This is a genomic window from Nocardioides hwasunensis, from assembly GCF_014779665.1.
Classification (GTDB): domain Bacteria; phylum Actinomycetota; class Actinomycetes; order Propionibacteriales; family Nocardioidaceae; genus Nocardioides; species Nocardioides hwasunensis.
In genome coordinates this window covers 249,742-273,663 of the sequence record NZ_JACXYY010000003.1, presented here as the reverse complement: position 1 = coordinate 273,663, position 23,922 = coordinate 249,742, and the positions used below count along the sequence as shown (strand labels likewise).

At 70.9% G+C, this 23,922-nt stretch carries 16 protein-coding genes; 10 read left to right on the top strand and 6 right to left on the bottom strand.

Annotation, left to right across the window (positions count from 1 at the left end; all coding sequences use genetic code 11):
* Positions 1–12 precede the first annotated feature (12 nt).
* Positions 13–456, bottom strand: a complete 444-nt coding sequence (locus IEZ25_RS08350; RefSeq protein WP_191198950.1) for a hotdog fold thioesterase — start codon at positions 454–456, stop codon at positions 13–15.
* Positions 457–497: 41 nt separating this feature from the next.
* On the opposite strand from IEZ25_RS08350, the gene polA reads away from it, so the two are divergent.
* The gene (gene polA, locus IEZ25_RS08345; protein WP_191198949.1) at positions 498–3,200 is read left to right on the top strand and encodes a DNA polymerase I; all 2,703 of its coding nucleotides are present in this window, start codon (positions 498–500) and stop codon (positions 3,198–3,200) included.
* On the opposite strand, the gene IEZ25_RS08340 is transcribed toward polA, so the two are convergent.
* A complete protein-coding gene (locus IEZ25_RS08340) occupies positions 3,194–4,504 on the bottom strand; it encodes a lipopolysaccharide biosynthesis protein (protein WP_191198948.1) in 1,311 nt (436 codons plus the stop codon). The two genes, polA and IEZ25_RS08340, sit on opposite strands and share 7 nt — an antisense overlap.
* A gap of 25 nt (positions 4,505–4,529) precedes the next feature.
* On the opposite strand from IEZ25_RS08340, the gene IEZ25_RS08335 reads away from it, so the two are divergent.
* Both IEZ25_RS08335 and IEZ25_RS08330 read left to right on the top strand, forming a co-directional pair.
* Positions 4,530–6,266, top strand: coding sequence for a hypothetical protein (locus IEZ25_RS08335; RefSeq protein ID WP_191198947.1), 1,737 nt, complete (start codon positions 4,530–4,532; stop codon positions 6,264–6,266).
* Positions 6,267–6,333: 67 nt separating this feature from the next.
* On the top strand, positions 6,334–6,492 hold the full coding sequence (locus IEZ25_RS08330) for a DUF2613 family protein (RefSeq protein ID WP_191198946.1): 159 nt from the start codon (positions 6,334–6,336) through the stop codon (positions 6,490–6,492).
* A gap of 34 nt (positions 6,493–6,526) precedes the next feature.
* Here the strand turns inward: IEZ25_RS08330 and IEZ25_RS08325 are convergent, their stop codons facing one another.
* Entirely contained in the window at positions 6,527–7,684 is a 1,158-nt protein-coding gene (locus IEZ25_RS08325; RefSeq protein WP_191198945.1) for a glycosyltransferase family 4 protein, read from the bottom strand.
* A gap of 46 nt (positions 7,685–7,730) precedes the next feature.
* Between IEZ25_RS08325 and IEZ25_RS08320 the strand changes: the two genes are divergently transcribed.
* Together IEZ25_RS08320 and IEZ25_RS08315 are read left to right on the top strand one after the other, a co-directional pair.
* Positions 7,731–8,471 (top strand): methyltransferase domain-containing protein, encoded by a 741-nt coding sequence (locus IEZ25_RS08320; RefSeq protein WP_318152112.1) that lies wholly within the window; start codon positions 7,731–7,733, stop codon positions 8,469–8,471.
* Entirely contained in the window at positions 8,438–12,565 is a 4,128-nt protein-coding gene (locus tag IEZ25_RS08315) for an alpha-(1->3)-arabinofuranosyltransferase (protein WP_191198944.1), read from the top strand. The genes IEZ25_RS08320 and IEZ25_RS08315 overlap by 34 nt, the downstream gene beginning before the upstream one ends.
* Here IEZ25_RS08315 and IEZ25_RS08310 read toward each other — a convergent pair.
* Both IEZ25_RS08310 and IEZ25_RS08305 read right to left on the bottom strand, forming a co-directional pair.
* Positions 12,457–13,659, bottom strand: a complete 1,203-nt coding sequence (locus IEZ25_RS08310) for an acyltransferase family protein (protein ID WP_191198943.1) — start codon at positions 13,657–13,659, stop codon at positions 12,457–12,459. The two genes, IEZ25_RS08315 and IEZ25_RS08310, sit on opposite strands and share 109 nt — an antisense overlap.
* Positions 13,659–15,386, bottom strand: a complete 1,728-nt coding sequence (locus tag IEZ25_RS08305; protein WP_191198942.1) for a hypothetical protein — start codon at positions 15,384–15,386, stop codon at positions 13,659–13,661. Before IEZ25_RS08305 ends, IEZ25_RS08310 begins: the two co-directional genes overlap by 1 nt.
* 240 nt (positions 15,387–15,626) lie before the next feature.
* Between IEZ25_RS08305 and IEZ25_RS08300 the strand changes: the two genes are divergently transcribed.
* From IEZ25_RS08300 to IEZ25_RS08280, 5 genes are all read left to right on the top strand, one after another.
* Positions 15,627–17,765 (top strand): aryl-sulfate sulfotransferase, encoded by a 2,139-nt coding sequence (locus tag IEZ25_RS08300; protein ID WP_191198941.1) that lies wholly within the window; start codon positions 15,627–15,629, stop codon positions 17,763–17,765.
* 76 nt (positions 17,766–17,841) lie between these two features.
* Positions 17,842–18,750 (top strand): DUF3068 domain-containing protein, encoded by a 909-nt coding sequence (locus IEZ25_RS08295; RefSeq protein ID WP_191198940.1) that lies wholly within the window; start codon positions 17,842–17,844, stop codon positions 18,748–18,750.
* Positions 18,751–18,776: 26 nt separating this feature from the next.
* Positions 18,777–19,745, top strand: coding sequence for an AAA family ATPase (locus IEZ25_RS08290; protein WP_191198939.1), 969 nt, complete (start codon positions 18,777–18,779; stop codon positions 19,743–19,745).
* A 20-nt stretch (positions 19,746–19,765) separates the two neighbouring features.
* Entirely contained in the window at positions 19,766–20,905 is a 1,140-nt protein-coding gene (locus IEZ25_RS22190; protein WP_191198938.1) for a DUF58 domain-containing protein, read from the top strand.
* On the top strand, positions 20,902–23,130 hold the full coding sequence (locus IEZ25_RS08280) for a transglutaminaseTgpA domain-containing protein (RefSeq protein WP_191198937.1): 2,229 nt from the start codon (positions 20,902–20,904) through the stop codon (positions 23,128–23,130). The genes IEZ25_RS22190 and IEZ25_RS08280 overlap by 4 nt, the downstream gene beginning before the upstream one ends.
* Here the strand turns inward: IEZ25_RS08280 and IEZ25_RS08275 are convergent.
* On the bottom strand, positions 23,068–23,886 hold the full coding sequence (locus IEZ25_RS08275) for a class I SAM-dependent methyltransferase (RefSeq protein WP_191198936.1): 819 nt from the start codon (positions 23,884–23,886) through the stop codon (positions 23,068–23,070). The genes IEZ25_RS08280 and IEZ25_RS08275 overlap by 63 nt on opposite strands.
* Between the last annotated feature and the right edge of the window lie 36 nt (positions 23,887–23,922).

The window sequence follows — 23,922 nt, the reverse complement described above, 5'->3', positions numbered from 1 at the left end:
GGGGCGCGGAACTCAGCCCTGAGGGTTGGGCACGAGCGCACAGGTGATGCGGGAGGTGCACACCCGCTTGCCGCGCTCGTCGGTGATCACCACGTCGTACGACGTCGAGGTGCGACCGAGGTGGATCGCCGTCGCCACCCCGGTGACGAGACCCGAGGTGGCGGAGCGGTGGTGGGTCGCGTTGATGTCGACGCCGACCGCGATCCGCTCCGGCCATGCGTGGATGGCCGACCCGATCGAGCCGAGGGTCTCGGCCAGGACGACCGACGCGCCGCCGTGGAGCAGGCCGAACGGTTGGGTGTTGCCCTCCACGGGCATCGTGGCGACGACCCGCTCGGCGGAGACCTCGACGAGCTCGACGCCCATCTTGTCGTTGAGGCGACCATTGCCGTCGGGCAGGAACGCGATCAGCTCGTCGACGCTGAGGCCGGCGAGGGAGGTGGGTGTCTCGCTCATGCCGTCATTCTGCTGTCGGCGGCGACGGATAGAGTCGGCGGGTGCCTGAGACGAGCCAGCCCACCCGCCCGCGCCTCCTGCTGCTGGACGGTCACTCGCTGGCCTATCGCGCGTTCTTCGCCCTGCCGGTGGAGAACTTCGCGACCGCGACGGGACAGCACACCAACGCGGTCTACGGCTTCACCTCGATGCTGGTCAACGTCCTGCGCGACGAGGTGCCGACCCACGTCGCCGTCGCCTTCGACCGGTCACGCCAGACCTTCCGCCTCGAGCAGTACTCCGACTACAAGGCCAAGCGCAACAAGACCCCCGACGAGTTCAGCAGCCAGCTGCCGCTGATCAGGCGCGTCCTCGACGCGCTCGCGATCAAGCACCTCGATCTCGAGGGCTACGAGGCAGACGACATCATCGCCACCCTGGTCACCGATGCACTGGCCGACGGGATGGAGGTGCTGATCCTCACCGGTGACCGCGACTCGATCCAGCTGGTCACCGACAGCTCCACCGTGCTCTACCCGATGCAGGGCGTCAGCAACCTCGCCCGCCTCACCCCGGCTGCCGTCGAGGAGAAGTACGGCGTGCCGCCGCACCGCTATCCCGAGCTCGCGGCGATCGTGGGCGAGACGTCCGACAACCTCCCGGGCGTGCCCGGCGTGGGGCCGGGGTTCGCCGCGAGGTGGATCAACCAGTTCGACGGGCTCGACAACGTCATCGCCCGCGCCGACGAGATCACCGGCAAGAAGGGTGAGGCGCTGCGCGCGCACCTCGGTGACGTGATCCGCAACCGCCAGCTCAACGCCCTGGTCCGCGACCTCAGCCTCCCCCTGGCGCCTGCCGATCTCGGTCGCCAGCCCTGGGACCGGACCCTCGGCCTCGAGCTGCTCGACGAGCTCGAGTTCCGCGGTGAGCTGCGCACCCGTCTGCTCGACACGATCGACCCCGACCCGGTCGAGGTGCTCGAGGCGGAGTCGGGCTTCGACCTCGACGGGCGTCGCCTGGCCGCAGGCGAGGCGGCGGCGTGGCTGCAGGAGCACGCTCCCGCTGGTGTCCGGGTCGGCGTCGCCGTCCAGGGCACCTGGCGCGCTGGCACGGGAGAGGTCCAGTCGATCGCGATCGCGACTGGCGACGGCCCGGCAGCGTGGATCGACGTCGCCGACATCGAGCCCGACGACGACGCGGCGGTGGCCGCCTGGCTCGCGGACGCGAGCCGGCCCAAGGTGATCCACGACGCCAACGGCCCGAGCCTGGCTCTGGCCGCGCGCGGCTGGGAGCTGGCCGGCCTCGAGGTCGACACCGCGCTGGCGGCCTACCTCGTCCAGCCCGACCAGCGCTCGTACGACCTCGCCGACCTCACGCTGCGCTATCTCAAGCGTGAGCTGCGCCAGGACACCGCCGACGCCGACCAGCTGACCCTGGACGCGCTCGACGACACCTCGGCCAGCGACACCGCGATGCTCACCGCCCACGCGGTCCTCGACCTGGCTGCCGCCCTCGACGGCGCGGTCGAGGAGCACGGCGGCACGGGGCTGCTCCGCGACGTGGAGCTCCCGCTGATCGGCACCCTCGTGCGGATGGAGCAGGTCGGGATCGCGGTCGACACCGACTACCTCGAGGGCCTCGAGTCCGAGTTCGGTGACCAGGTGCGCGCCGCCGCCGACGACGCCTACGACGTCATCGGCAAGGAGATCAACCTCGGCTCGCCCAAGCAGCTCCAGGTCGTGCTCTTCGACGAGCTCGACATGCCGAAGACCAAGCGCACCAAGACCGGCTACACCACCGACGCCGACGCGCTGCAGCAGCTCTTCGAGAAGACCGAGCACCCGTTCCTGCAGCACCTGCTGCGTCACCGCGACGTGATCCGGCTCCGCCAGACGGTCGAGGGACTGCTGAAGACGGTCGCCTCCGACGGCCGCATCCACACCACCTACAACCAGATCATCGCCGCCACCGGTCGGCTCTCCAGCACCGACCCCAACCTGCAGAACATCCCGATCCGCACCGAGGCGGGTCGCCGGATCCGCGAGGGCTTCGTCGTGGGCGAGGGCAACGAGTCGCTGATGACCGCCGACTACAGCCAGGTCGAGATGCGCATCATGGCCCACCTCTCCGAGGACGCCCTGCTGATCGAGGCGTTCCGCTCCGGCCAGGACTTCCACTCGATCACGGCCGCGCGGGTGTTCGGCGTGGACGCCGCCGACGTGAGCATCGAGCAGCGCGCCAAGATCAAGGCGATGAACTACGGCCTCGCCTACGGCCTGTCCGCCTTCGGGCTGTCCCAGCAGCTGCGCATCAGCACGAGCGAGGCGGCCGGCCTGATGCAGGAGTACTTCGAGACCTTCGGCGGGGTGCGCGACTACCTCGGCGGCATCGTCGAGGAGGCTCGCCGCTCGAGCTTCACCGAGACCATCCTCGGCCGCCGCCGCTACCTGCCCGACCTCACCAGCGACAACCGGCAGCGCCGCGAGACGGCCGAGCGGATGGCGCTCAACGCCCCCATCCAGGGCTCGGCCGCAGACCTGGTCAAGGTCGCGATGCTCGGCGTCGAGCGGGCCCTCGCCGAGCAGGGCCTGCGCTCACGCATGCTGCTGCAGGTCCACGACGAGCTCGTCTTCGAGGTCGCACCCGGTGAGGGTGACGCGCTCGCGGAGCTGGTCCGCACCGAGATGGGCGGCGCCGCCGACCTGACCGTGCCGCTCGACGTGTCCATCGGCACCGGGCGGAGCTGGCACGACGCCGCTCACTGAGCAGGCGGCCCCGAGGGCGGCTGCGCCTCGACCGCTGCACGGGCCGACGGCGCGCGCCGCAGCATCACGACGCTGATGGCGAGGAGCACCGCCAAGAGGACCACCTCGACGGTCAGCACGACGGTCAGCAGGCCGGCGACGGTGGAGACCATCGAGGAGGCGATGCCCACCATGACGACCAGCGCGACCCACACGAGCGCGATCGACAGGGTGCCCTGACGAGCCAGGACCGAGTAGACCAGCAGCTGCAGGACCGCCATCGTCGTACCGAGCAGCGCGAAGAGCCAGAGCAGGTCGGCGACCTCGTCGTACTCGCCACCACCGGCGAAGATCAGCGCCAGCTGCGGCAGAGCGGCTGTCGCCGCCGTGCAGACGACGCCCAGTGCGGTGACGGCCCCGACGCTCTGGGCCAGCGCCTTGCCGCGCCCGTGCTCGGTGGCCATCGACGGGAACGCGACGACGACGACGAACTGCGGCAGGAACATCACCGCGCGCGCCACGATGAGGCCCGCGGCGTAGAGGCCGGAGTCGTGCGAGTCGAGCACGGTGCGGCCCACGAGCATGTCGGTGTTGGTGAGCGCGAAGTAGGCGAACAGCGCCTGGGAGTTGATGAGCGCTTCCTTGATGATCGGCAGGAAACCGTGTCGCTCGTGCGTCTCGCCGGTCGCGCGCTCGTTGCGCAGGACCAGCGTGCCGTAGAGATAGGGCGCGAAGAACCCGATGGTGACGCCGAGGAACGCCATGAACTCGGTGGGCTGCCAGAGGATCAGGGCGAGTCCGACCACCAGGCGCGGCACACCGGCCAGGACGTAGAGGATGCCGAGCTCCCGCCACCTGCGCTCACCCTGCAGGATGCCGGCCTGGGCGCCCATCATGGTCATCGGGAACGCCACGACGGCGGCCAGCGCGGCTGTCGACAGGCTGTCGAGGTCGAGCAGGCGGTCGACCAGGGGGGCGGCGACGAGCAGCAGGCCGCTCAGCAGGAGCGAGGCTCGGATCGAGACGCGCAGGATGCCGCGCTCGATCTGTCCCACGTGCGCGGGGTCGGCGCTGATCCTGCGAGCCGCCGTCGCCTGCAGGCCGAGCTGGACGACGCTGACGATCATCACGAGGTTCATCAGGGCGAAGAAGGCGCCGTACGAGGCGGGCCCGATCACGCGGGCCGCCGACATCGTGAACCCGTAGGTCGCGAAGTTCATCACCATCATCGCGACCGCGATCTGGCCACCTCCGCTGAGGAAGGTCCGGGCCTTGCCACCGAGGGTGGTGGCACCCGGCGATCCCTCGGGCGCTCGATCAGGCATGCGGGACACCTTAGGGTGTCGAGCCGTGGGGAGTCGGGTCGGCGTCGCGGTGATTCGCGCGACGCCGACCGTGTGGGCGTTGGTGCTGGCCGCGGTCCTGCTGGGCCCGGCGCTCGCGCCGGGATACGTCCTCTCCTACGACATGGTCTGGGTGCCCGACCTCGCCCTGGGGCGTGACGTGCTGGGTCTCGGGTCCGCGCTCCCGCGTGCCATCCCGTCGGACGCGGTGGTCGCTGCCCTCGACGAGCTGGTGCCGGGCGCGCTGCTGCAGAAGATCGTCCTGCTCGGCTCGCTGACCGCCGCCGGCGCGGGATTCGGTGCGCTCGTGCGCGACCGGGGTCTGCCCGCGCGGCTGGTGGCGGTGTCCCTCGGGGTGTGGAACCCGTTCGTCGTCGATCGTCTCCTGCTCGGGCACTGGCCGCTCCTCATCGCCTACGCCGTCCTCCCGTGGCTGGCCGTCGTCCTCCGCGGTGGTGACAGCGGGCGGTGGGGAGCCCGGGTGCCGCTCCTGCTCGTGCTGGGCAGCCTCAGCGCCAGTGCCGGCCTGATGACCGCGCTCGTGGCCCTCACCGCGGCCGGCCGGTCAGGACTCCGGCGGACGCTGCTCCTGCTGGCGTACGTCGCTGGCGCCAACGCGCCGTGGATCCTGGCCGGGCTCACCAGCCCGGCGAGCCGCACGACCGACCCGGTCGGGGCGATGGTCTTCAGGACCGGCGACGAGGGGCTGCTGCCCGGGCCCCTGGCCGCGCTGTCCTTCGGGGGGGTGTGGAACGCCGACGTGGTCCCGGCGTCGCGACTGGGGATCGCGGGCGTCGCGACGACGGCCCTCCTGGTGGCCGCCGCGCTCATCGGTGCCGTCCTCGTCGCCCGGCGGCGCCGGACCCGCCCGGTCCCGCAGCTGCGCGCGATGGCCCTGTGGTGGTGCGTTGGGTGGGGGCTGGCGGCGATCAGCTGGGCGGCCCCGCAGGCGTTGGGCTGGTGGGGAGCGCACGTGCCGGCCGGGGGCCTGGTCCGGGACGGCTCACGCATGCTCGCGCTGACCGTCCCACTCGTGGTCGTCCTGGTGGCCGCGTCGGTCGACGAGCTCCTCGACCGGGTGCCCGAGGTCGGAGCCCGGGCCGTCGTCGCGGCCGTGCTGGCGCTGGTCCCGATCTCGCTGATGCCCGATGCCGCCGGGGGAGCGGACGGTCGGCTCGACGCGGTGCGCTACCCGACCTCGTACGCCGACGTCCGGGCGGCCGTCGCGCACGCCCCGTCGGGGGACGCGCTCTCGCTGCCGTACGTGTCCTACCGGGCCCCCGCGTGGAACGGCTACCGGCGGGTGCTCGATCCGCTGCCGCGCTATCTCGACCGGACGACGGTGGTCAACGACGAGCTGGTGGTGTCGGGTCGCACGGTGGCGGGGGAGGACCCGCGCTCGGTCCTCGTCGCGGCCGCCCTGGCGCTGCCCACGCCGGACGAGCGATCGCTCGCCCTCCGCGAGGCGGGGGTGTCGGTCGTGGTCACCGAGGAGATCGAGGGGTACCCGGTGCCGGCGCTGGACGGCACGACGGTGCACGACGGCGACCTCGCTGTGATCGTGCTGGGCGCGGCGTCCGTGCGTCCGCTGCCACGCGCGCGCGCCGCAGCGATGGCCGTGGCATGGCTGATGTGGTCGGCGGTCGTCCTCGGACCGCTGGGTCACCTGGTCCAGGCACGCCGGAGCCCGCGCCGCAGGCGGGACGGCCAGGCGTCGGACGACGCGCCCGGAGCCCTCCCCTGAAAAGTTACTGGCGAGTCGTCCCGGTGCTAGGGTGTGCTCGTCCACGCCGAGAAGGGGTCTGAGCATCATGGGTTCGATCGTTGCGCCAGTCGTCAGCATCATCGCGGGCGCTGTGCTCGGTGTCACCACGCTCATGGGAGTCGTCTCGACCCAGACGGCGGCCCCCGACAAGTCGCCTGGCAACGTCGAAGCCCCCACGCTCGACTACGGCACCGTCAGCGAGTGACATGGCTGGGTCAGGTCACTGACCCAGCGGCTGGTCACCCCTCGTCCGGGTCCTGGCTGTCCACCAGCTCCTCGCGCAGCGCGCTCGCCACCACGTGCGCGAACGACTCCTGCGCGTGCTGCCACGTGAACTGATGGCTCATCACCTGAGCACCCTCGCCCAGGCGCGCCCGCTCGTCGTGGTCGCTGAGCAGGCGGTCGAGTGCGTCGACGAACTCGGCCTGGTCCTCCACGAGCCGTCCCGATCGTCCGTCGGACACCGACTCCTGCGTACCGCCGGCTGACGCGTAGGCCACCGTCGGTGTGCGGTGCATGCCGGCCTCGCCGATGACCAGGCCCCACCCTTCCTTCAACGAGGGCAGCGCGAGGAGCCAGGCGGACTCGTAGACCTCGTGCTTGCGCCGCTCGTCGACGTGCCCCTCGAAGACCACCGTGTCCCTCGCCCCGGCCCGTTCTGCGTACTCGCGCAGCTGAGCGTCCCACCATCCGCTCCCGACGACATGCAGCCGTAGTCCCGGGTGTCGGTCGCGCAGGGTGATCGCGGCGTCGATGGCGTGCTCGACCTGCTTGTGGGGCACCAGGCGCCCCACGACGGCGAACGACGGGTGCGCGGTCTTGCCGACGCCCACGGGCACGATCGGATCGGTGCCGTTGTGGACCACGGCCACGCGATCACGACCGACCCCGAGTCCCACCAGCTCGCGGCGAGTGGCGCGGGAGACCGCGACGTACTGGCACCTCCGGTAGAGCCGCGGCGCCAGCCGTCGCTCGATCCACCACCCCACGTGACCGCTCGCGCCGGGGTAGACGACCGGCCACTGCTCCCGGTGGACGTGGTGGACCAGGACGACGACAGGCTTCCGGGTGGCCGCGCGGGTGAAGAAGGGCAGACCGTTCTGGACGTCGACGACGACGTCGACCGTGCCCAGCTGACGTCGCAGGAGCGCGCGGACACCTTCGAGATAGACCGTCAGCTTGGTCCCACGCCGGACGAAGCGGATCCCGTCGACGGTCTCCTCCGGTGGCGCGGCCGCGTGCGCGGCGCAGAAGATGGTGACGCGAGCGCCGCGCTCGACGAGTCCGGCGGCCATCTTCTCGAGGTAGCGCTCGGCTCCACCGCCCTCGGGATTGCGGGTGTCACGCCAGCTGAAGAAGGCGATGTGACGCCCGCTGATGTCGTCGTGATCTGTCATCGGCGAGAACCCTACCGCCGGGTCACTTGTCGGTTAGGGTCTCCGGGTGCTGACGAGCCCCCGACCCTGGCGCGCCGACCTCGCCCGGTCGCTGCGCCTGTTCGGGGAGTTCCGCCACGAGCAGTCGGACCCCGCGCGGTTCTATACCGCGCTGGCCCAGGACTCGGTGGAGCACGTGTCCCAGTACCACCCACTTCACGGTCAGCTGCTGCTCGACGTCGGGGGAGGGCCTGGCTACTTCCGGGAGGCCTTCACCGGTGCGGGGGCGACGTACGTCGCGCTCGACTCCGACGTCGGCGAGCTGGCCGGCGCCGGGGACATCGGCGAACGGACGGTCCTCGGCAGCGGGATGCAGCTGCCGTTCGCCTCGGGGGCGGTCGACGTCTGCTACTCCTCCAACGTGCTCGAGCACGTGCCCGAGCCGTGGCGCATGGCCGAGGAGATGGTCCGGGTCACCCGGCCCGGCGGGCTGGTCTTCATCAGCTACACGACGTGGTGGGGACCGTGGGGCGGGCACGAGACCTCGCCGTGGCACTACCTCGGCGGGCGCTGGGCGCGTCGGCGCTACGCCCGCAAGCACGGGCACGAGCCGAAGAACAGGTTCGGGGAGTCGCTCTTCGCCGTGACGGTGGCCGACGGCCTGCGCTGGGCTGCAGAGCAGGACCGTGCCGAGGTGCTCCATCTCATCCCGCGCTACAACCCGTGGTGGAGCCGGTGGCTGCTCCGTGTGCCCGTGGTCAAGGAGGTGGTCACGTGGAACCTCGTGCTGGTGCTGAGGAAGAAGTGACCTCGGCCGGCACTCGGTTCCGCTGGCGGCTGGTCGCCGTGTGCGTGCTGCTGCTCGGCGTCGCCATGACCCAGTCGCCGGGACTGCTGGTGGCGGACACGAAGCTCGACCTGGCCATCGCGCCCCTCGACTTCCTCGGCCGGGCGGCACACCTGTGGGACGGCCAGGGAGCCTTCGGGCAGCTGCAGAACCAGGCCTACGGCTATCTCTGGCCGATGGGGCCGTTCTTCGCTCTCGGCTCGCTGCTCGACGTGCCCGGGTGGGTGGTGCAGCGCCTGTGGATGGCCCTCGTCCTCAGCGTGGCGTTCGTCGGGGCCGCGCGGGTCGCGCGGGCGCTCGGAGTGCGCTCAGACCTGGCCTGCATCCTCGGCGGACTCGCGTTCGCCCTCTCGCCCCGCATGCTGACGGTGATCGGGCCGAGCTCGATCGAGGTGTGGCCGATGGCGCTGACGCCGTGGGTGCTGCTGCCACTCGTCATCGGTGCCGAACGCGGCTCGGCCCGGCGGGCCGCTGCGCTATCCGCGCTCGCGATCGCCATGGTGGGCGGGGTCAATGCGGCGGCGACGGCCGCCGTGCTGCCCCTGGGGGCCATTTGGCTACTGATCCGCACGCCCGGCGCCCGACGCCGCACGATGATGATCTGGTGGCCGATCTTCACGCTCGTCGCCACGCTCTGGTGGCTGGTCCCGCTCTTCCTGCTTGGCGCTTACAGCCCGCCGTTTCTCGATTTCATCGAGTCCGCGGGCATCACGACCATCCCTACGAACCTCGCCGACTCTCTGAGAGGCACCTCCAACTGGGTGCCGTACGTCGACGGGTCGTCTCGAGCCGGCAACGACCTGATCCGCCAGCCCTACCTTGCCCTCAACAGCGCATTCGTGCTCGTGGCTGGTGTGGTCGGTCTCGTCCTGCGCCGTACGCCCCACCGCCTGTTCCTGGTCAGTGGCCTAGTCGTCGGCCTGTTCCTCGTGTCGATGGGCCACCTCGGAACGGTCCAGGGCTGGTTCGCTCCCAGCATCCAGGAGCTCCTTGACGGTGCGCTCGCGCCGCTCCGCAACGTCCACAAGTTCGACCCGATCGTCCGGCTCCCGCTCGTCATCGGGGTGGCGTGGCTTGTCGACTGGCTGGTCGAGCTGGCGCGCGACTCTCGCCTCGGACGTCCGGAGCGGGCCAACTTCCGCTTCCTCGCCGGCCTCGTGGCGTTCGCAGTCCTCGCGGCCGCGACGCCGGCGGCTGCAGGACACATCACGCCGTCGGGCGGCTTCGACGACGTGCCGGACTACTGGGCGCAGACTGCCGAGTGGCTCGCCGAGCAGCAGGACTCCGGCGTCGCACTGCTCGTCCCGGGCACCATGTTCGGCAGCTATGTGTGGGGCGAGCCGCGCGACGAGCCCTTCCAATCGCTCGCCTCCACCCCGTGGGCGGTCCGCAACGCGGTGCCGCTCACGCCGGCGGGCAACATCCGGATGCTCGACGCCGTCGAGGAACGCTTCGCCCAGGGCCACGGCTCCGCAGGCCTCACCGATTACATGCGTCGCGCAGGTATCAGCCACCTCGTCGTGCGCAACGACCTGTCCCGCGGCGATGACCACCCCGACCCGGTGCTGGTCCACCAGGCCATCGAGGAGTCGCCCGGCCTCGAGCTCGAGACGACCTTCGGCCCGGCGGTCGGCGGCGGGGCGCACGTCGACGGCGACCTCGGTCGCGCCCTGATCAACGGAGGCTGGCAGAACGACTACGCCGCCATCGAGGTCTACTCGGTGGACGACCTGGCCGCCCCCGCAAGCGCCACCGACGAGGCACCCGTCGTCGTGGGCGGGCCCGAGGACCTGCTCGACCTCACCGACCTCGGCGTGATCGGCGATGACGTACCCACGCGGCTTGCCGCCGACGTGGGTGACGGCGCCGCCACGGACGACGCGTCGGTGGTCCTGACCGACGGCAACCAGTCCGTCGTGCGCCACTTCGGACGCATCCACGACGCGACCTCGTCCGTGCGCACCCGCGCGCAGGCGCAGGACCCGCAGGAGACGGTCCCCGACTACCTCCTGCCGGACCCCGCGCGCTGGTCGACCTTCGCCGAGTACGACGGCGTCGTCGGGGTCACCGCCTCGAGCTCCCTCGCCCAGGCGGGCGCGGCGCCGGCGCAGCCCGGACGACTGGCGTACGCCGCGATCGACGGCCAGCCGTCCACGTCGTGGCAGAGTGCGCAGGTGCCGGACGATGCGCACTGGTGGCAGGTCGACCTGGAGGAGGGCGTCGCGCTGACGTCGATCGAGGTGACCGGAGCGGGCCTCGGTGACCAGGAGGTCACCGTCAGCACCGACGACTGGACCAGCGACCGGGTGCTGCTCGCCCCCGACACCCCGACCCGCATCCTGGTCGACGACGCGAGCTCGCCCTTCGTGCGGATCACCGATGCCTCGGGCCGGACGAGCACCCCGCTCGCCCTCGCGGAGGTCGAGATTCCTGGCGTCAGCGCTGCGCGTCCCCTCCGGCTCCCGGCCCCACCAGCGGGTGCCGGGACGCCCGATGCGGTGGTGCTGCGCGCGATCGGCGACGCCCGGAGCGGCTGCGCGAGCGTCGACCTCGACGTGCGGTGCGTGCAGGGGCGCGAGGGCTCACCGGAGGAGCCGCTCGACCTGGACCGCATCGTCACTCTCCCCGGCTCGGCGACCTACGACGCGGACCTCCGGGTTCGGGCCGTGCCCGGCGACGCGCTCCAGGACCTGCTCCAGCAGGGTGCCTTCGTCGGGGTGGACGCCTCGTCCACCGGCGTCCCCGACGCACGGGGCTCGGCACTCGCGGCGATCGACGGCAACGACGGCACGACCTGGACCGCGGCCCTGTCCGACGTACGCCCTACGATCTCGCTGCGCTGGCTCCGTCCGCAGACGTTGCGCGAGCTCCGTATTCGGGTCGCCCGGGACACCGCTGCACGAGCGCCCCAGACCCTCGACCTGCGGTGGCCGAAGGGGCGCCGGAGCATCGAGCTCGACGAGGACGGCCGTGCCGAGTTCCCGACGATCCGGACTGACCAGCTCGTCCTCGAGGTGGGGGAGTCGGAGCCGGTCACCAGCGTCGACTTCGACGGGGCGACGAGCGCCGTGCCGGTCGGGGTGACCGAGCTGACCTTCGCCGGAGCCGACGGCCTGCCGGAACTCGTCGGGGACCAGCCCCTCGACCTGCCCTGCGGGAGCGGCCCCGACGTCGAGCTCGACGGCGACACCCTCTCCACAGCAGTCCGCGCCACCGCGATAGAACTCTACGAGGGCGAGACCGTCCCCGCCGAGCTGTGCCCGGAAGGACCTGTGACGCTGGGGTCCGGAGACAACCGGATCACCGTGCGCGCCTCGGACGCCTTCGCGCCCGACTCACTGGTGCTGAGCACCGGGACCCTGCCCCTCGGCGTCTCGACTGCGGTCGCGGGATCGTCGGACGGCGCGGGCCGGGCGGAGTACGGTGACGCTCCCGCGGGAAGCCTGCTGGCCGGTCGAGAGAACGCCAACCCGGGGTGGCGGGCCACGCAGAGCGGCGCGGACCTGAGCTCCGTGGTGGTCGACGGCTGGCGCCAGGGGTGGCGGACCAGCGGGAGCGCGTCCGCAGTCGAGGCTCACTTCGGCCCCGGGTCCGGCTACCGCATCGCTCTGTTCACGGGCCTGCTCACCGCTCTCGCGCTGCTCGGCCTGGTGCTCCTCGCGCGTCGCTGGTGGTCACGCGACGCCGGCCTGCTGCCGGTGAACGAGCGCGGGCTGCCGCGCCTCGTGGCACTCGTGCTCGTCCCCGTGGCCGGACTGCTCCTCGCTGGTCGGTGGGGACTCGTCGTGGCGATGCTCGCGGGAGTGATCGTTTGGACCGTCCACCGGACCTCCGACGCCGTGGCGCGCGGCCTCGTCGCCCTACTGGTGTTCCCGGCGATCGCCATCTACGCGTTCGAGCCGTGGGGTGGTCTGGGCTCCTGGGCTGGCGGCCGCGCCTGGCCGAGCTACCTCGTGGTGGCAGTGGTGTCCGGACTGGTGGTGCTCGTAGCCACGGACTCGTGTCGGCGCAACCTGCCCTGGAGGCGGAGCGCCGGCATCTCGACGACACGGTAGAGGACTTCCGACGCCGCGAGCGAGAGCACGAGCGTCGTCGTCCAGATGAGGAGCCCGTGCCCGGTGAAGACCTCGACGCCGGTCAGGTGGAAGGCTCCCGCGAGGACGGCGAGGTGCACGCAGAAGACGCTGTAGCTGATGTGCCCGAGGTGGCGCAACGCCTGCCACGCCATCACCCGCGAGTACGTACCGGGTGCGGTGAAGACGCCGCTCAGCACGAGAAGCGTGCCGATGCCCGCGTAGAGCAGGTGCTTGGTGATCGACTCCGTCACGCTCGAGGCCTCGAGGAGCGTCGGCCCGGCCAGCGGCGTGGCCGCGACGAGCAGCAGCCCGATCGCGAGCGACCAGCACACCCCGGGCAGCCGGCCGAGGGCGACGACCTGCTGGACGACCCAGGTGGTCGAACCCTGCTGGTGTGCCACGTGCACGGCCGCGAGGCCGATGCCGGCGGCGAACCAGGTGAGGTACGCGGGCAGCCACAGGCCCGGTGACCCAGCAACGTTGGTGTCGAGGTGGGGCGAGAGCGCCAGCCACAGGACGGACAGCAGGAGCATCGCGCCGAGCAGGCCGGCCAGGGAACGGCCGGATCGGCGAGGTCGTACGGCCACCATCAGGACCGGCAGGACCAGGTAGAAGGTCGCCTCGACTGCAAGGCTCCACATGTGGGTGAGGCCGTAAGGGAGTGACTTGCCCACGAACGAGTCGATGAGGACGGTCGAGGAGAGCCAGTTGCCCACGCCGGCGTCCTCGTTGCCGCCGACGAAGAGGTACGCGATCACCACCACGACGAGGTAGACGGGGAGGATGCGCAGCGCTCGCTTCTCGTAGTAAGTGCTGAGCCCGGGCCGCGGCAGGCCAAGCGCCTGTCGGGCCAGCCACGCCCGCGAGAGCAGGAAGCCCGAGAGCACGAAGAAGATCGCGACGCCGACATCGAGACGGGCGAGAAGCGTACCGCCGACGCCGTTGCCGAGATACTCACCGGTCTGGAACGACGTGTGCGTCGTGAGCACGGCCAGCGCGCCGATGGCGCGCAAGGTGTCGAGGACGGGAAACTGCGGGGAGACCTCCACCCCGGAGGTGCCGGGCGTGGTCATCACGCATCACCCGGCTCGGCGGTGCCGACCTCGACCACGTCGACGCAGACGGTGGTACCAGGCGTGAGGCCGGAGACCCGTACGGCGTCGAAGGCGCCGGTCACCTGGACGTAGAGGCTCCCGACGCCCGGGTTGAGAGTCGTCGTGCGGCTGACGTCGGCGGCGCTGACAGTGACGTCCGTGCGCGCAGAGGCGAGATAGCCGATCCGCAGCCACCAGTCGACGTCGATCGTGCCGTTCTGCAGTGGGATCGTTCGGCCCTTGGGTCCGACCTTCCAGCCGCAGTCGGGCAATGGCCCGGGCTCAGAGGTCACGGCGGCATCAATGACGGTCTGCGCCACCCGTCCGTCCTCGGCGACGGAGTGCAGGTCGGTGCTGACGGAGGGGAAGCCGGCACGGGGCGTGTAGAGCGGCACGAGCTCCTCCAGTGTGTTGTAGGGGAACGAGTAGCCGGGCATGACGGCGGCGGGGACGGGGCCACCTGTCAGGTCGAGCGACCCTGACTCGTTGGCCGCGTCGCGGACGCGGTGTAGGAAGGATGAGCCCGGGTTGTCGGTGTGCCAGATGTAGGCGTACGTCGTCGTGCTGACCACGGCGCCGGCAAGGTAGACGAGCCCGACGAGCCCGACGAGCGCCGGGGTCGGGGCGAGGGCGACGAGCGACCGGGAGCGGGGCTCGCTGTGCTCGACGGCGCCCGGGACCGGCAGCCACGCCAATCCAAGCGCGAGCACCAGCGCACACACGGTTTCGGTGAGGTATCGCATCTCCAGGCCGATGCCGGCGCCGGCGATGGGCGCGCGGGTGGTGAGCAGGAGCAGGTAGGCGCCGGCGAGGGAGAATAGAAGCACGAGCCAGGCTCGCCCGGTCCGCCGCCGTCTGAAGGCCGCCAGGGCCACAAGTGCGGCGAGTGACATCCAGGCCAGGTGGACGCCCCAGACTGGGGGATCGGCGTAGCCGGTGGGCGGGTTGAAGGTGTCCCAGCGCCAGGGCCCACCGGCGGCGGAGCTGCCGAACGCGGTGAGGAGCATGGTGTCGACGAGGGAGCCGGCCAGTCCGGATCCCCCTTCGGCGCCCCGCTTGACGAAAGGCGCTGGGATCGCCGTGGTGTAGTAGGCGACGTAGCCGATTGCTGTCACGGCCCCGACAGCGGCGGCCGACCACCAGCTCCGAAACGCGGTCGCGACCCGCGCTTGGACCGAGCCTGTCGTGAAGTAGCCGAGCGCGAGTACGAGCAGGACCGGCAGAACCAGCAGTGTCTTGACGTAGCAGAGCAGCCCGAGCGTGATGACGACGGTGGTGACGGCCAGCCAGCGGTTGCGCCGGGTGCGGAGGTAGCAGGTCCAGGCTGCGACGGCGGCGAACCAGACGCCCTGCAGCGGCAGCTGATTGAGGCCGGCCGCCCACCACATGAGAGCCGGAGCGCTCAGTGCGCTGAAGAGGTAGAGCACCAGCAGGGGCAGCAGCTCCCACCGAGTCCCGAAGACCGTAACGAGCATCCACCAGCACGCAACCGCCGCCAGGGTCGAGAGGGCGAGCGTCAGCGTCACCGCCACGTTCCAATTGGTCGCCACCTCGCCCGAGTTTCCGACTACCCAAGCCACCAGGCGGCCGACTGGCATGAACTGGCTGTCGAACGGGGTCATGAGGTAGCCCACGTCGAGGCGTACGTCCCGGGCCTGAGCGAGCAGGCGGTAGTCGTCGGTGTAGAACCAACTGCCACGCAACATCCACGTTCGGAGTGCGAGTTGTCCCAGCAGCAGCACTAGCGCCGCGGCATGGATGCTGGCGTTGTCGAGAACGAGCCGGGGCCGGTGGGGCGAGGGGTCGTCATCGACGGCGAACAACCACGGCCACACCTTGTCCACGCACCCTCCTCGGGAGCAGGACTATGCCACAGGAACTGTCACGGTCCGATGTGTTCGCCCTACCAGCCTCGCGAGGGGGGCTACTGCACGTAAGGTGCCGGCATGGGACGTGGGGGACGAGTTTTGCTGGCCGTGCTGATGACGTTGTCGGGCGGGATGGTAGTCATCACCTCGACGGCTGAAGCAGTTGCTCCACCGACCAGGTCGGTCGCGATCGTCGGTGCTGGCTCGGCGACGTTCCCGGCGTTCGCACACGATGTGGACCGCTATGCCGTGCGGCCCGCAGCGGGCGCGTCCTGGTCGCTGACCGTCCAGGCCTCGACGTCGGACCCGTCCGGGACGATCCGCGTGGACGGTCGACTGGCTACGAGTGGCTCGTCCGTCGTAAACGATCTCGAGGCCGGCGACGAGATCTCGGTGATCGTGCAAGACGCGGCAGGGGAGTCGTCGTACTCCTTCATCGTGCTTCCGCCGCAGTTTCCTCTTTTGCGTCGTACGACGGCGCCGGACCCTCGTGTCACTGCAGGAAAGGTGCTGCTCACCTTGGGAAAGTGGCTCACTGCCGGGCCATTCTTCGAGACTGCGGTTGACGAGAACGGGGTCCCTGTCTACGTCCACCAGACGGCGAACTCGATGGATCTGCGTCGCCTGCCGAACGGCCACTATTCGGTCGCGCGCGGAGCGGCCAACGGCGCTGACATCGTCGAGCTCGATGCGCAGTTCCGTGAGGTCCGGAAACTCCGGACCCGGGGGCTCGTGCACACAGACGGCCACGACTCCATCATGCTGCCGGACGGCAGCACCTACCTCATGGCCTATGAGTCCAACCCCGTCACGGGGCGGACCGACTCGGTGATCCAACATCAGGACCGCGATGGAGACGTGCTGTTCGAGTGGAGCACTGCCGACCACGTCGACATCTCGGCGGAGACGGTAGTGAATCCGGCGGACCACGATTACGCTCACATCAACTCGTTCCAGGTACTCCCAGACGGCGACCTGCTCGCGTCCTTCCGCAACCTGAGCTCTATCTTCAAGATCGCTCGGACCGCTCACGACGGCTTCGATGAGGGAGACGTGGTATGGCGGCTGGGCGGGCGAGCCAGCGACTTCACCTTCGTCGACACGAACGGGAATCCGGACGGTGGCCCGTGCGCGCAGCACACCGCAACGCAGCTCGCCGACGGTGAGATCATGGCGTTCGACAACGGGGCATGGAACGTCGAGCCGCTGTGCGTCGATCCGGAGGATGCGGCCGGGCCACCCGTCGCGCGCGGCTACACCCGGGTCGCGCAGTGGTCGATTGACGAGTCGGCGATGACAGCCACCATGACCAAGGACTTCACCGTCCCGGCCGGGACCGGTCTGCGCTACGCCATCTTTGCCGGCTCCGCGCAGCCGCTCGAGGGTGGAAACGCGTTGGTCGGCTGGGCTTCGGACACTCGGGCCGTCGCCAGCGAGTTCTCGTCGGACGGCGAGGTGCTCTGGGAGATCACGGCACCGGAGAACCCCAAGTACTTCACCTACCGCGCGCAGAAGACGTCCGTGCCCGATGCCGTCGAGCCGCAGATCGGCTTTGCGCCAGGAAGCGCGAGCAGCGTGCTCACCGTCGGTGACACCGAGGTCAGGGACCTCTGGTGCACCGACCGCGGTGGAAGCAACCTGCAGTCGTGCGGAGCCACGGACCTCGACACCACGACGCCCGGCTCACGCACGATGACCGTCGTGGCTCGCGACGGCGCCGGGAATCAGACGTTCGCGCGACGCGACTACACGGTCCTTGCCGCGCCGACACAGCCTTCCCCTTCGCCCACCCCGATGCCGGCGCCCCCCGCTCCGCCTACTACTCCGGAACCGGCCGCGGCACGACACCGCCCGGACCTGCACGTGAAGGCCGCTGGCGGGAAGTGGTTTGGCGTGGACCGTCACGACGCGCGACGAGGGCAGACAGCTCGCGCTTCGACGAAAAGCGCCCGGTCGGTGTTCCGCGTCCGGCTTCGCAACGACGGAGCGGTCGCCGATCGGTTCCGCGTGCAATTGCGCAGCCGCGGCACGGTCGAGGCGCCACCGCTGATTGCTCATGGTCGTCGTACTCCGCTGCTCGCCCCAGGCGAGACGCTGACCTTCACGATCGTGATCCGACGTGGCTCGAAGTCGCCTACCACGACGCGCATCATCGCCCGATCCTTGACCGACCGCAGCGCTCGCGACCGGGTGTGGACCCGCACCAGATGGCGTTGACTGGCACGTCGTACGTTTTGTGGGCACCGTCACCTACTTGCTGGTAGCCTGCGGCGACTCGTCGTTGCCTGGAGGGATGTCCGTCGTGCGCAAGATCATCGGTTGGGTGCTGCTCGCACTGGGAACCTTCCTCGTCGTCCTCGGCCTCATGGCGGCGATCTGGGCGCCCGGCCAGGTCAAGCGCACACCGCTCGACACCGACAGCACGACGCGCTTGGCGGGCAACGCCGACAAGCTCAACCCGGCCACCGGCGAGGTCGACAACATCGACGTCCTCGCGACCAGCATCACCAAGGCCGACTCCGAGAACTCCGACGACAAGGTCATCGTCTTCGTCAGCTCCACCTGCCTGGTGATCGACGACGGCAGCGGTGACGTCCCCGACTGCGTCCCCGGGACCGACGACCGCCTCGTGACGGCGTCCACCGAGGTGTTCGCCACCGACCGCCGCACCGGCCTGGCCGTCAACGGCAGCACGTACCTCCCGCCGAGCGCCGAGGAGCGGGAGGGCCTGGTCAACAAGTGGCCGTTCGACGCCGAGAAGAAGACCTACCCCTACTGGGACGGTCTTCTCGGGGAGGCCGTCGACGCGGAGTACGACGGCACCGAGACGCTGGACGGCCTGGAGACCTACCGCTACCACGTCCTCGTCGAGGACGCACCGGCCGAGGTGGTCACCGACATCGACGGCGTCTACTCGCAGGACAAGTACATCTGGATCGACCCGATCACCGGCGCGATCATGAAGCAGAGCCAGCACGAGGTCCGCACCCTCGAGGACGGCTCGCCGCTGCTCGACCTCAACCTCGAGTTCACCGACGCCCAGGTCAAGGCCAACGTCGAGGACGCGGAGGCCAACGGCAGCCGGCTCGGACTGCTGACCCGCACGGTGCCGATCATCGGCATCGTCGGTGGTCTGGTGATCCTGGTCGCCGGCGGCTTCGTCACCCGTCTCGCCGGACGCCGTGAGACCGAGAGGGCCTGACCCGCAGGGCTGAGACGATGTCGGACATGGCCACCGTCCACGCCGATGACGTCCGGTGGTACGCCGACGCGTTCGACCGGGTCACCCGCAACGTCGAGTCCGCGGTGCTCGGCAAGCATGAGGTCGTCCGGCTCGCGCTGACGTGCCTGGTCTCCGGGGGCCACCTCCTCCTGGAGGACCTCCCGGGCACCGGCAAGACGATGCTCGCGCGTGCGTTGGCCAAGTCGCTCGACTGCTCGTTCGCCCGCATCCAGTTCACCCCCGACCTGCTGCCGTCGGACGTCACCGGCGTCACGGTCTACGACCAGACCCGGGGAGAGTTCTCCTTCCATCCCGGTCCGATCTTCCACAGCATGGTGCTCGCCGACGAGATCAACCGGGCCTCGCCCAAGACGCAGTCCGCGCTTCTCGAGGTGATGGAGGAGGGGCACGTCACCGTCGATGGCCGCACCCACGAGGTGCGCCCGCCGTTCATGGTCATCGCCACGCAGAACCCGATCGAGCAGGCCGGCACCTACCAGCTGCCCGAGGCCCAGCTCGATCGCTTCCTGATGCGCACCAGCGTGGGTCACCCGGACGCCGAGTCGACCGAGGCGCTGCTCGCGGAGTCGCGCGTGCGGGACCGGGCCGCCGGTCTCGGGCCGGTCATCGGCGCCGACGAGATCACCCGGATGAGCCAGCTCGCCGACCTGGTCCACGTGGACCGCGCGATCATCGGATACGTGCGACGCCTCGCGGAGGCGTCCCGGGAGGTCCCGGACGTCCGCATCGGGCTCTCGACCCGCGGTGCGCTGGCGTGGATCCGCGCGTCGAAGGCCTGGGCGCTCTCCGAGGGCCGCGGTCACGTCGTGCCCGAGGACATCGCGACGCTCGCCCTTCCGGTCCTGGGGCATCGTCTCCTCATGGCGTCGGGCGCCGCCTTCGGAGGCGCCACCTCGGACCACGTCATCGACGACCTGCTGGTGCAGGTCCCGGTGCCTCGCGACCGCGCGTGAGCCGGTGGATGCTGGGTCCCGTGCGGATCCTCACCCCGCTCGGCCGGAGCGTGCTCCTGCTCGGCGTCGTCGCCCTGGTGCTGGCCCACCGCCTGCACTGGCAGGAGTTCACCCAGCTCGCTGTCGTCGCGTTCGGGCTGCTGGCGATCGCGGTGCTGTGGCAGGTGCTGCCGGGCGCGCCGGTGGCGCAGCTGACGCTCCGTCCTCAGCGGGTGGTCGAGGCAGGTGCCGCACCGAGTGCCACCCTCGACCTGCAGGCCGGTGCCGTGCCGATGCTCTTCCCCAAGGTGACCGTTCCCGTGGGACATCGCAGCATCTCACTGCGCCTGCCGTTCCTCGCGCCCTTCGCCCACCACGTGGAGACCCTGCCTCTTCCGGCGCTGCCGCGCGGCGTGCACACCGTCGGTCCGGTGGTCTACGAGAAGACCGATCCCGTCGGTCTGGTCAGTCGTCGCTTCGAGTCGGGTCACCCGCTCGAGCTGATGGTCTCGCCGCGGGTGAGCGAGCTGTCGGTGTTCGCCGGGGGCCTCACCAACGACCTCGACGGAGCCACGAGCCAGCAGCTGTCGATGAGCGACCTCGCCTTCCACGCGCTGCGGGAGTACGTACCGGGCGACGACCTGCGCCACGTGCACTGGCGGTCGTCGGCGAAGGCCGGCGAGCTGCTGGTGCGCCAGTACCACGAGACCAGGCGCGGCCACGTGACAGTCCTCGTGGACGGTGCCCGAGACGCCTACCCCCGGCTCCGCGACTTCGAGCTGGCCGTGTCGGTCGCGGCGTCCGTCGCGCTGCGAGCGGTGCGCGACGACTTCGACACCTACCTGCGGTGCGGGTCGTACGTCGCCCGCGGGCGCGACGCGACCGAGATGACCGACGTCGCGTGCCGCTTCGTCGCCGGTGACGACGACTACCTGGCGCACGCGGCCGATGCTGCGGAGACCGTCGTGGGCACCGGCCTGGTGGTGCAGGTGACCGGGGCCGGACGCGAGCTGGAGCAGCTCGACTCGGCCGCCCGGCGCTTCGGCCGCGGAGCGGACTGGATCGTCGTGCGCGCGGACAGCGAGTCCGAGGCGAGCCTGCGCGACAGCCACGCCCGGCGGGAGATCTCCGTGCCGGACCTGGCCCGACTCCACGAGCTCCTCGCGCGAGGGATGCGATGACCCGCGCAGGCAGTGCTCGCGACGCGGTGCTCGACGCGGGCGTCGTGCTGGTGCTGATGGCCACGATCCTGTCCATCTTGGACGACACCTTCGCCGACCGCACCTACCTGGTCGCGGGGCTGGCTCCGGTCGTGGTCCTGCTCGCGCTCGCCCTGGCCGTGCGGCAGCTGCACGAGGGGGGCTGGTGGTACACCCTGGCCGCCCTCATGGTGTTCGGACCTCTCGGCGCGCTCGCAGCGCTGCGGGAGCCGGGCCCCTTCCTGGTCCCGACGATCTCGTCGGTGAGCAGGGTCCTGTCCCAGAGTCTCGACGCGCCGATCGAGCTGGTGAGCACGGTTCCACCGGTGGACGCCGACGGGGTCGTGATGCTGGTCCCCTTCCTGATCGGCTTCCTCGCCACGCTCCCCGCCGCCTGGTTGGCGCTCGCGACGTGGCGCCCGCTGGCCCCTGTGGTGCCGCTCGTCCTCGCGCTCGTGGCCACCATCCCGCTGGGCGTGCTCGTGCCGACGCTCCTGGTGCCGCGGGGCATCTTCGTCGCTGTCGTGCTGGTGGCGTGGTCGGCGATCAGGGCCCGGCGGCGGGAGGAGCTGGCGGGCCGGGTGCGTGGTTCGATGGCCGGTGCGGTGGTCGCGCTGCTCACCGTCTCGCTCGTGTCCGGCCTCGGCAGCCTGCTGGTGCCCGACCAGGACACCTCGGACCGCGTGTTGCTGCGCGGCGGTGGCGACACCCCGGACCTGACCGCGGTCGCCGTCGTCCCGCCGCAGGGGCGAGACGACCTCCGGCTGCTCAGGGCCACCGGGGTGCCGGAGGGGCGGCGGCTGCGCTTCGCCGCTCTGGACCTCTACACGTCCGGGGGGTGGATCCCGGCCGAGGACTCACCCGGCTCGGAAGGCTACGGGACGTTCAAGCGGATCGGCCACGACGTCGCCCCGCTGCACCCGGGCCGCACGGTCGTCGTGCGGGTCGAGCTGCGGCCCGGCTACGACAGCGACTGGCTGCCCATGCTCGGTGAGCTGACCAGCGTCGACCTCGACTGGAACCCGGGTCGTACCGAGGTCTCCGACATCCGCTACAACCAGGCCACCTCCAGCGCCCTGGTCGTGGGCGGTGTCGACGTCCGCGACCGGTACTCCTTCGAGTCGGTCGTCGTCGACGACGGCTTCACCCGGAGCGACGCCACGCGTGAGCCGGCCGGCGATCAGGGCCAGGTGGCCGGGGCCTTCCTGGACCGCTACCTCGGCCCGTTCGACCGGCCGGAGCTGCTGCCACTCGAGCGGGTGCTGCTGCTCGGTCGCTACCTGCGCGACAGCGGAACGGTTCGCCTGGTCGAGGGATTCGACCAGTCTCCGGCGGAGCTGGGGCGCGGCATGCTGGGGTCGGACCGGATCACCGGCACGTCGTTCCAGTACAGCGCACTGACGGCGTTGGGTGCTGCGCGGCTCGGAGTGCCGGCTCGGGTGGTGTTGGGCGCAGAGCCCGGACGGAAGGGCCTGGTGACCTACGGAGACGTCACGTCCTGGGTCGAGCTGCAGTTCGCCGACGGGACGTGGCGCACGCTCGAGCCTGCGCGTTACACCCCGTCCGAGGTGGAGGGCTACGGGTCCGACGAGCCCGTGCCGACGGAGCCCGGACGCTTCGTGCAGGGTCAGCTCGATAACGCAGCGAAGGGGAGGGACAAGGAGATCCGGCTCGACGCGGGCACCACCGACACCGGGTCGGAGGACGAGGCCGTGCCCGCATGGCGGAGCGTCCTGCTCGCAGTGGCGGGGCTGGTGGCCCTGATGTCGCTCGCACTGATCCTGGTGCCGGTGGTCAAGGTGCTGCGTCGCGGTCGTCGGCGGCGTACGTCGTCCTGGTCGGGGATCTACGTCAACGGCTGGCAGGAAGTGTTGGACGCCGCCCGGGACCGGGGCACGCCGGTCTCGGACGGGTGGAGCCGGGTGGCTCAGGCGACCGAACTGGGCGCGGGGCTCGACCTCGCGCGACGGGCCGACGCAGCCGTGTTCGCACCCGCGCCCGGCGACCCGGCGGACGGGAGCGACTTCTGGCGCGAGTGCCAGGACCTCCGGCGGCGCCTGCTCGCCGAGCCCGACGCACGACGTCGGCTCCGGGCACACCTCGACCCGGCGTCGCTGCTCGCGAGCTGGGCGCGTCGTCGTGCCTCAGGCCGTCAGGTGCGCCACGAAGATCGCCGTGCCGGGGGTCAGCAGCCCACGGGTGCGTGACCAGCCGCCCCAGACGCGGTCGTGGTCCTCGGGCCACTCCGGCTCGACCAGGTCGGTGAGCGCGAAGCCGTGCCCGGCCAGCAGGCGCACCCAGTCGCCGAGCGTGCGGTGGTGCTCGACGTAGGAGACGACACCGGTGGCGTCGTCGATCTCGACGTAGGGCGTGCGGTCCCAGTAGGACTGGGTGGCGGTCAGGCCGGGGACGCCCGGGTCGTCGGGGAACATCCACCGCGTCGGGTGGGTGACCGAGAACGCGAACCTGCCGCCGGGCCGCAGCACCCGGGCCACCTCGCCGACCGCCTGAGCGATCTCGCTGATGAACTGCAGCGCCCCGAACGAGCAGAAGACCACGTCGAAGCTGGCGGCCGCGAAGGGGAGGTCGGTCGCGGTGCCTCGCACGGACGGCACCACCACCCCGGTCTCACCGTCGAGGCGGAGGGAGTGCTGCAGCTGCCGGTGGGAGAGGTCGAGGCCGAACCCGCGACCGCCGTGGGTCCGCACCCAGCGCGAGCACTGACCGGCGCCGCTGCCGAGCTCGAGGACGTCGAGCCCGGCGACGTCGCCCAGGACTCCCAGGTCGTCCTCGGTGTGTCCCTCGGGTCCCCAGACGAAGCCGGCATCGCCCAGGAACGCACCGTGGGTGGCCTGGTACTCGTCGGCGTACCGGTCCCAGTCGGGACCGTTGGCCTGCCGGGACTCCTGCTCGGAGACCGGTCGCCGCTCGACGCGGACCGACTGGGGCTGGTGATCCTCCACGCCCGGAGCGTAGTCGCTGTGGCGCGGAGGTGGCCG

Coding starts and splice junctions, on each gene's coding strand:
- IEZ25_RS08350 (WP_191198950.1), bottom strand. CDS start 456: ATGAGCGAGACACCCACCTCCCTCGCCGGCCTCAGCGTCGACGAGCTG.
- IEZ25_RS08340 (WP_191198948.1), bottom strand. CDS start 4,504: ATGCCTGATCGAGCGCCCGAGGGATCGCCGGGTGCCACCACCCTCGGT.
- IEZ25_RS08330 (WP_191198946.1), top strand. CDS start 6,334: ATGGGTTCGATCGTTGCGCCAGTCGTCAGCATCATCGCGGGCGCTGTG.
- IEZ25_RS08325 (WP_191198945.1), bottom strand. CDS start 7,684: ATGACAGATCACGACGACATCAGCGGGCGTCACATCGCCTTCTTCAGC.
- IEZ25_RS08310 (WP_191198943.1), bottom strand. CDS start 13,659: ATGACCACGCCCGGCACCTCCGGGGTGGAGGTCTCCCCGCAGTTTCCC.
- IEZ25_RS08305 (WP_191198942.1), bottom strand. CDS start 15,386: ATGTTGCGTGGCAGTTGGTTCTACACCGACGACTACCGCCTGCTCGCT.
- IEZ25_RS08300 (WP_191198941.1), top strand. CDS start 15,627: ATGGGACGTGGGGGACGAGTTTTGCTGGCCGTGCTGATGACGTTGTCG.
- IEZ25_RS08295 (WP_191198940.1), top strand. CDS start 17,842: ATGTCCGTCGTGCGCAAGATCATCGGTTGGGTGCTGCTCGCACTGGGA.
- IEZ25_RS08290 (WP_191198939.1), top strand. CDS start 18,777: ATGGCCACCGTCCACGCCGATGACGTCCGGTGGTACGCCGACGCGTTC.
- IEZ25_RS08280 (WP_191198937.1), top strand. CDS start 20,902: ATGACCCGCGCAGGCAGTGCTCGCGACGCGGTGCTCGACGCGGGCGTC.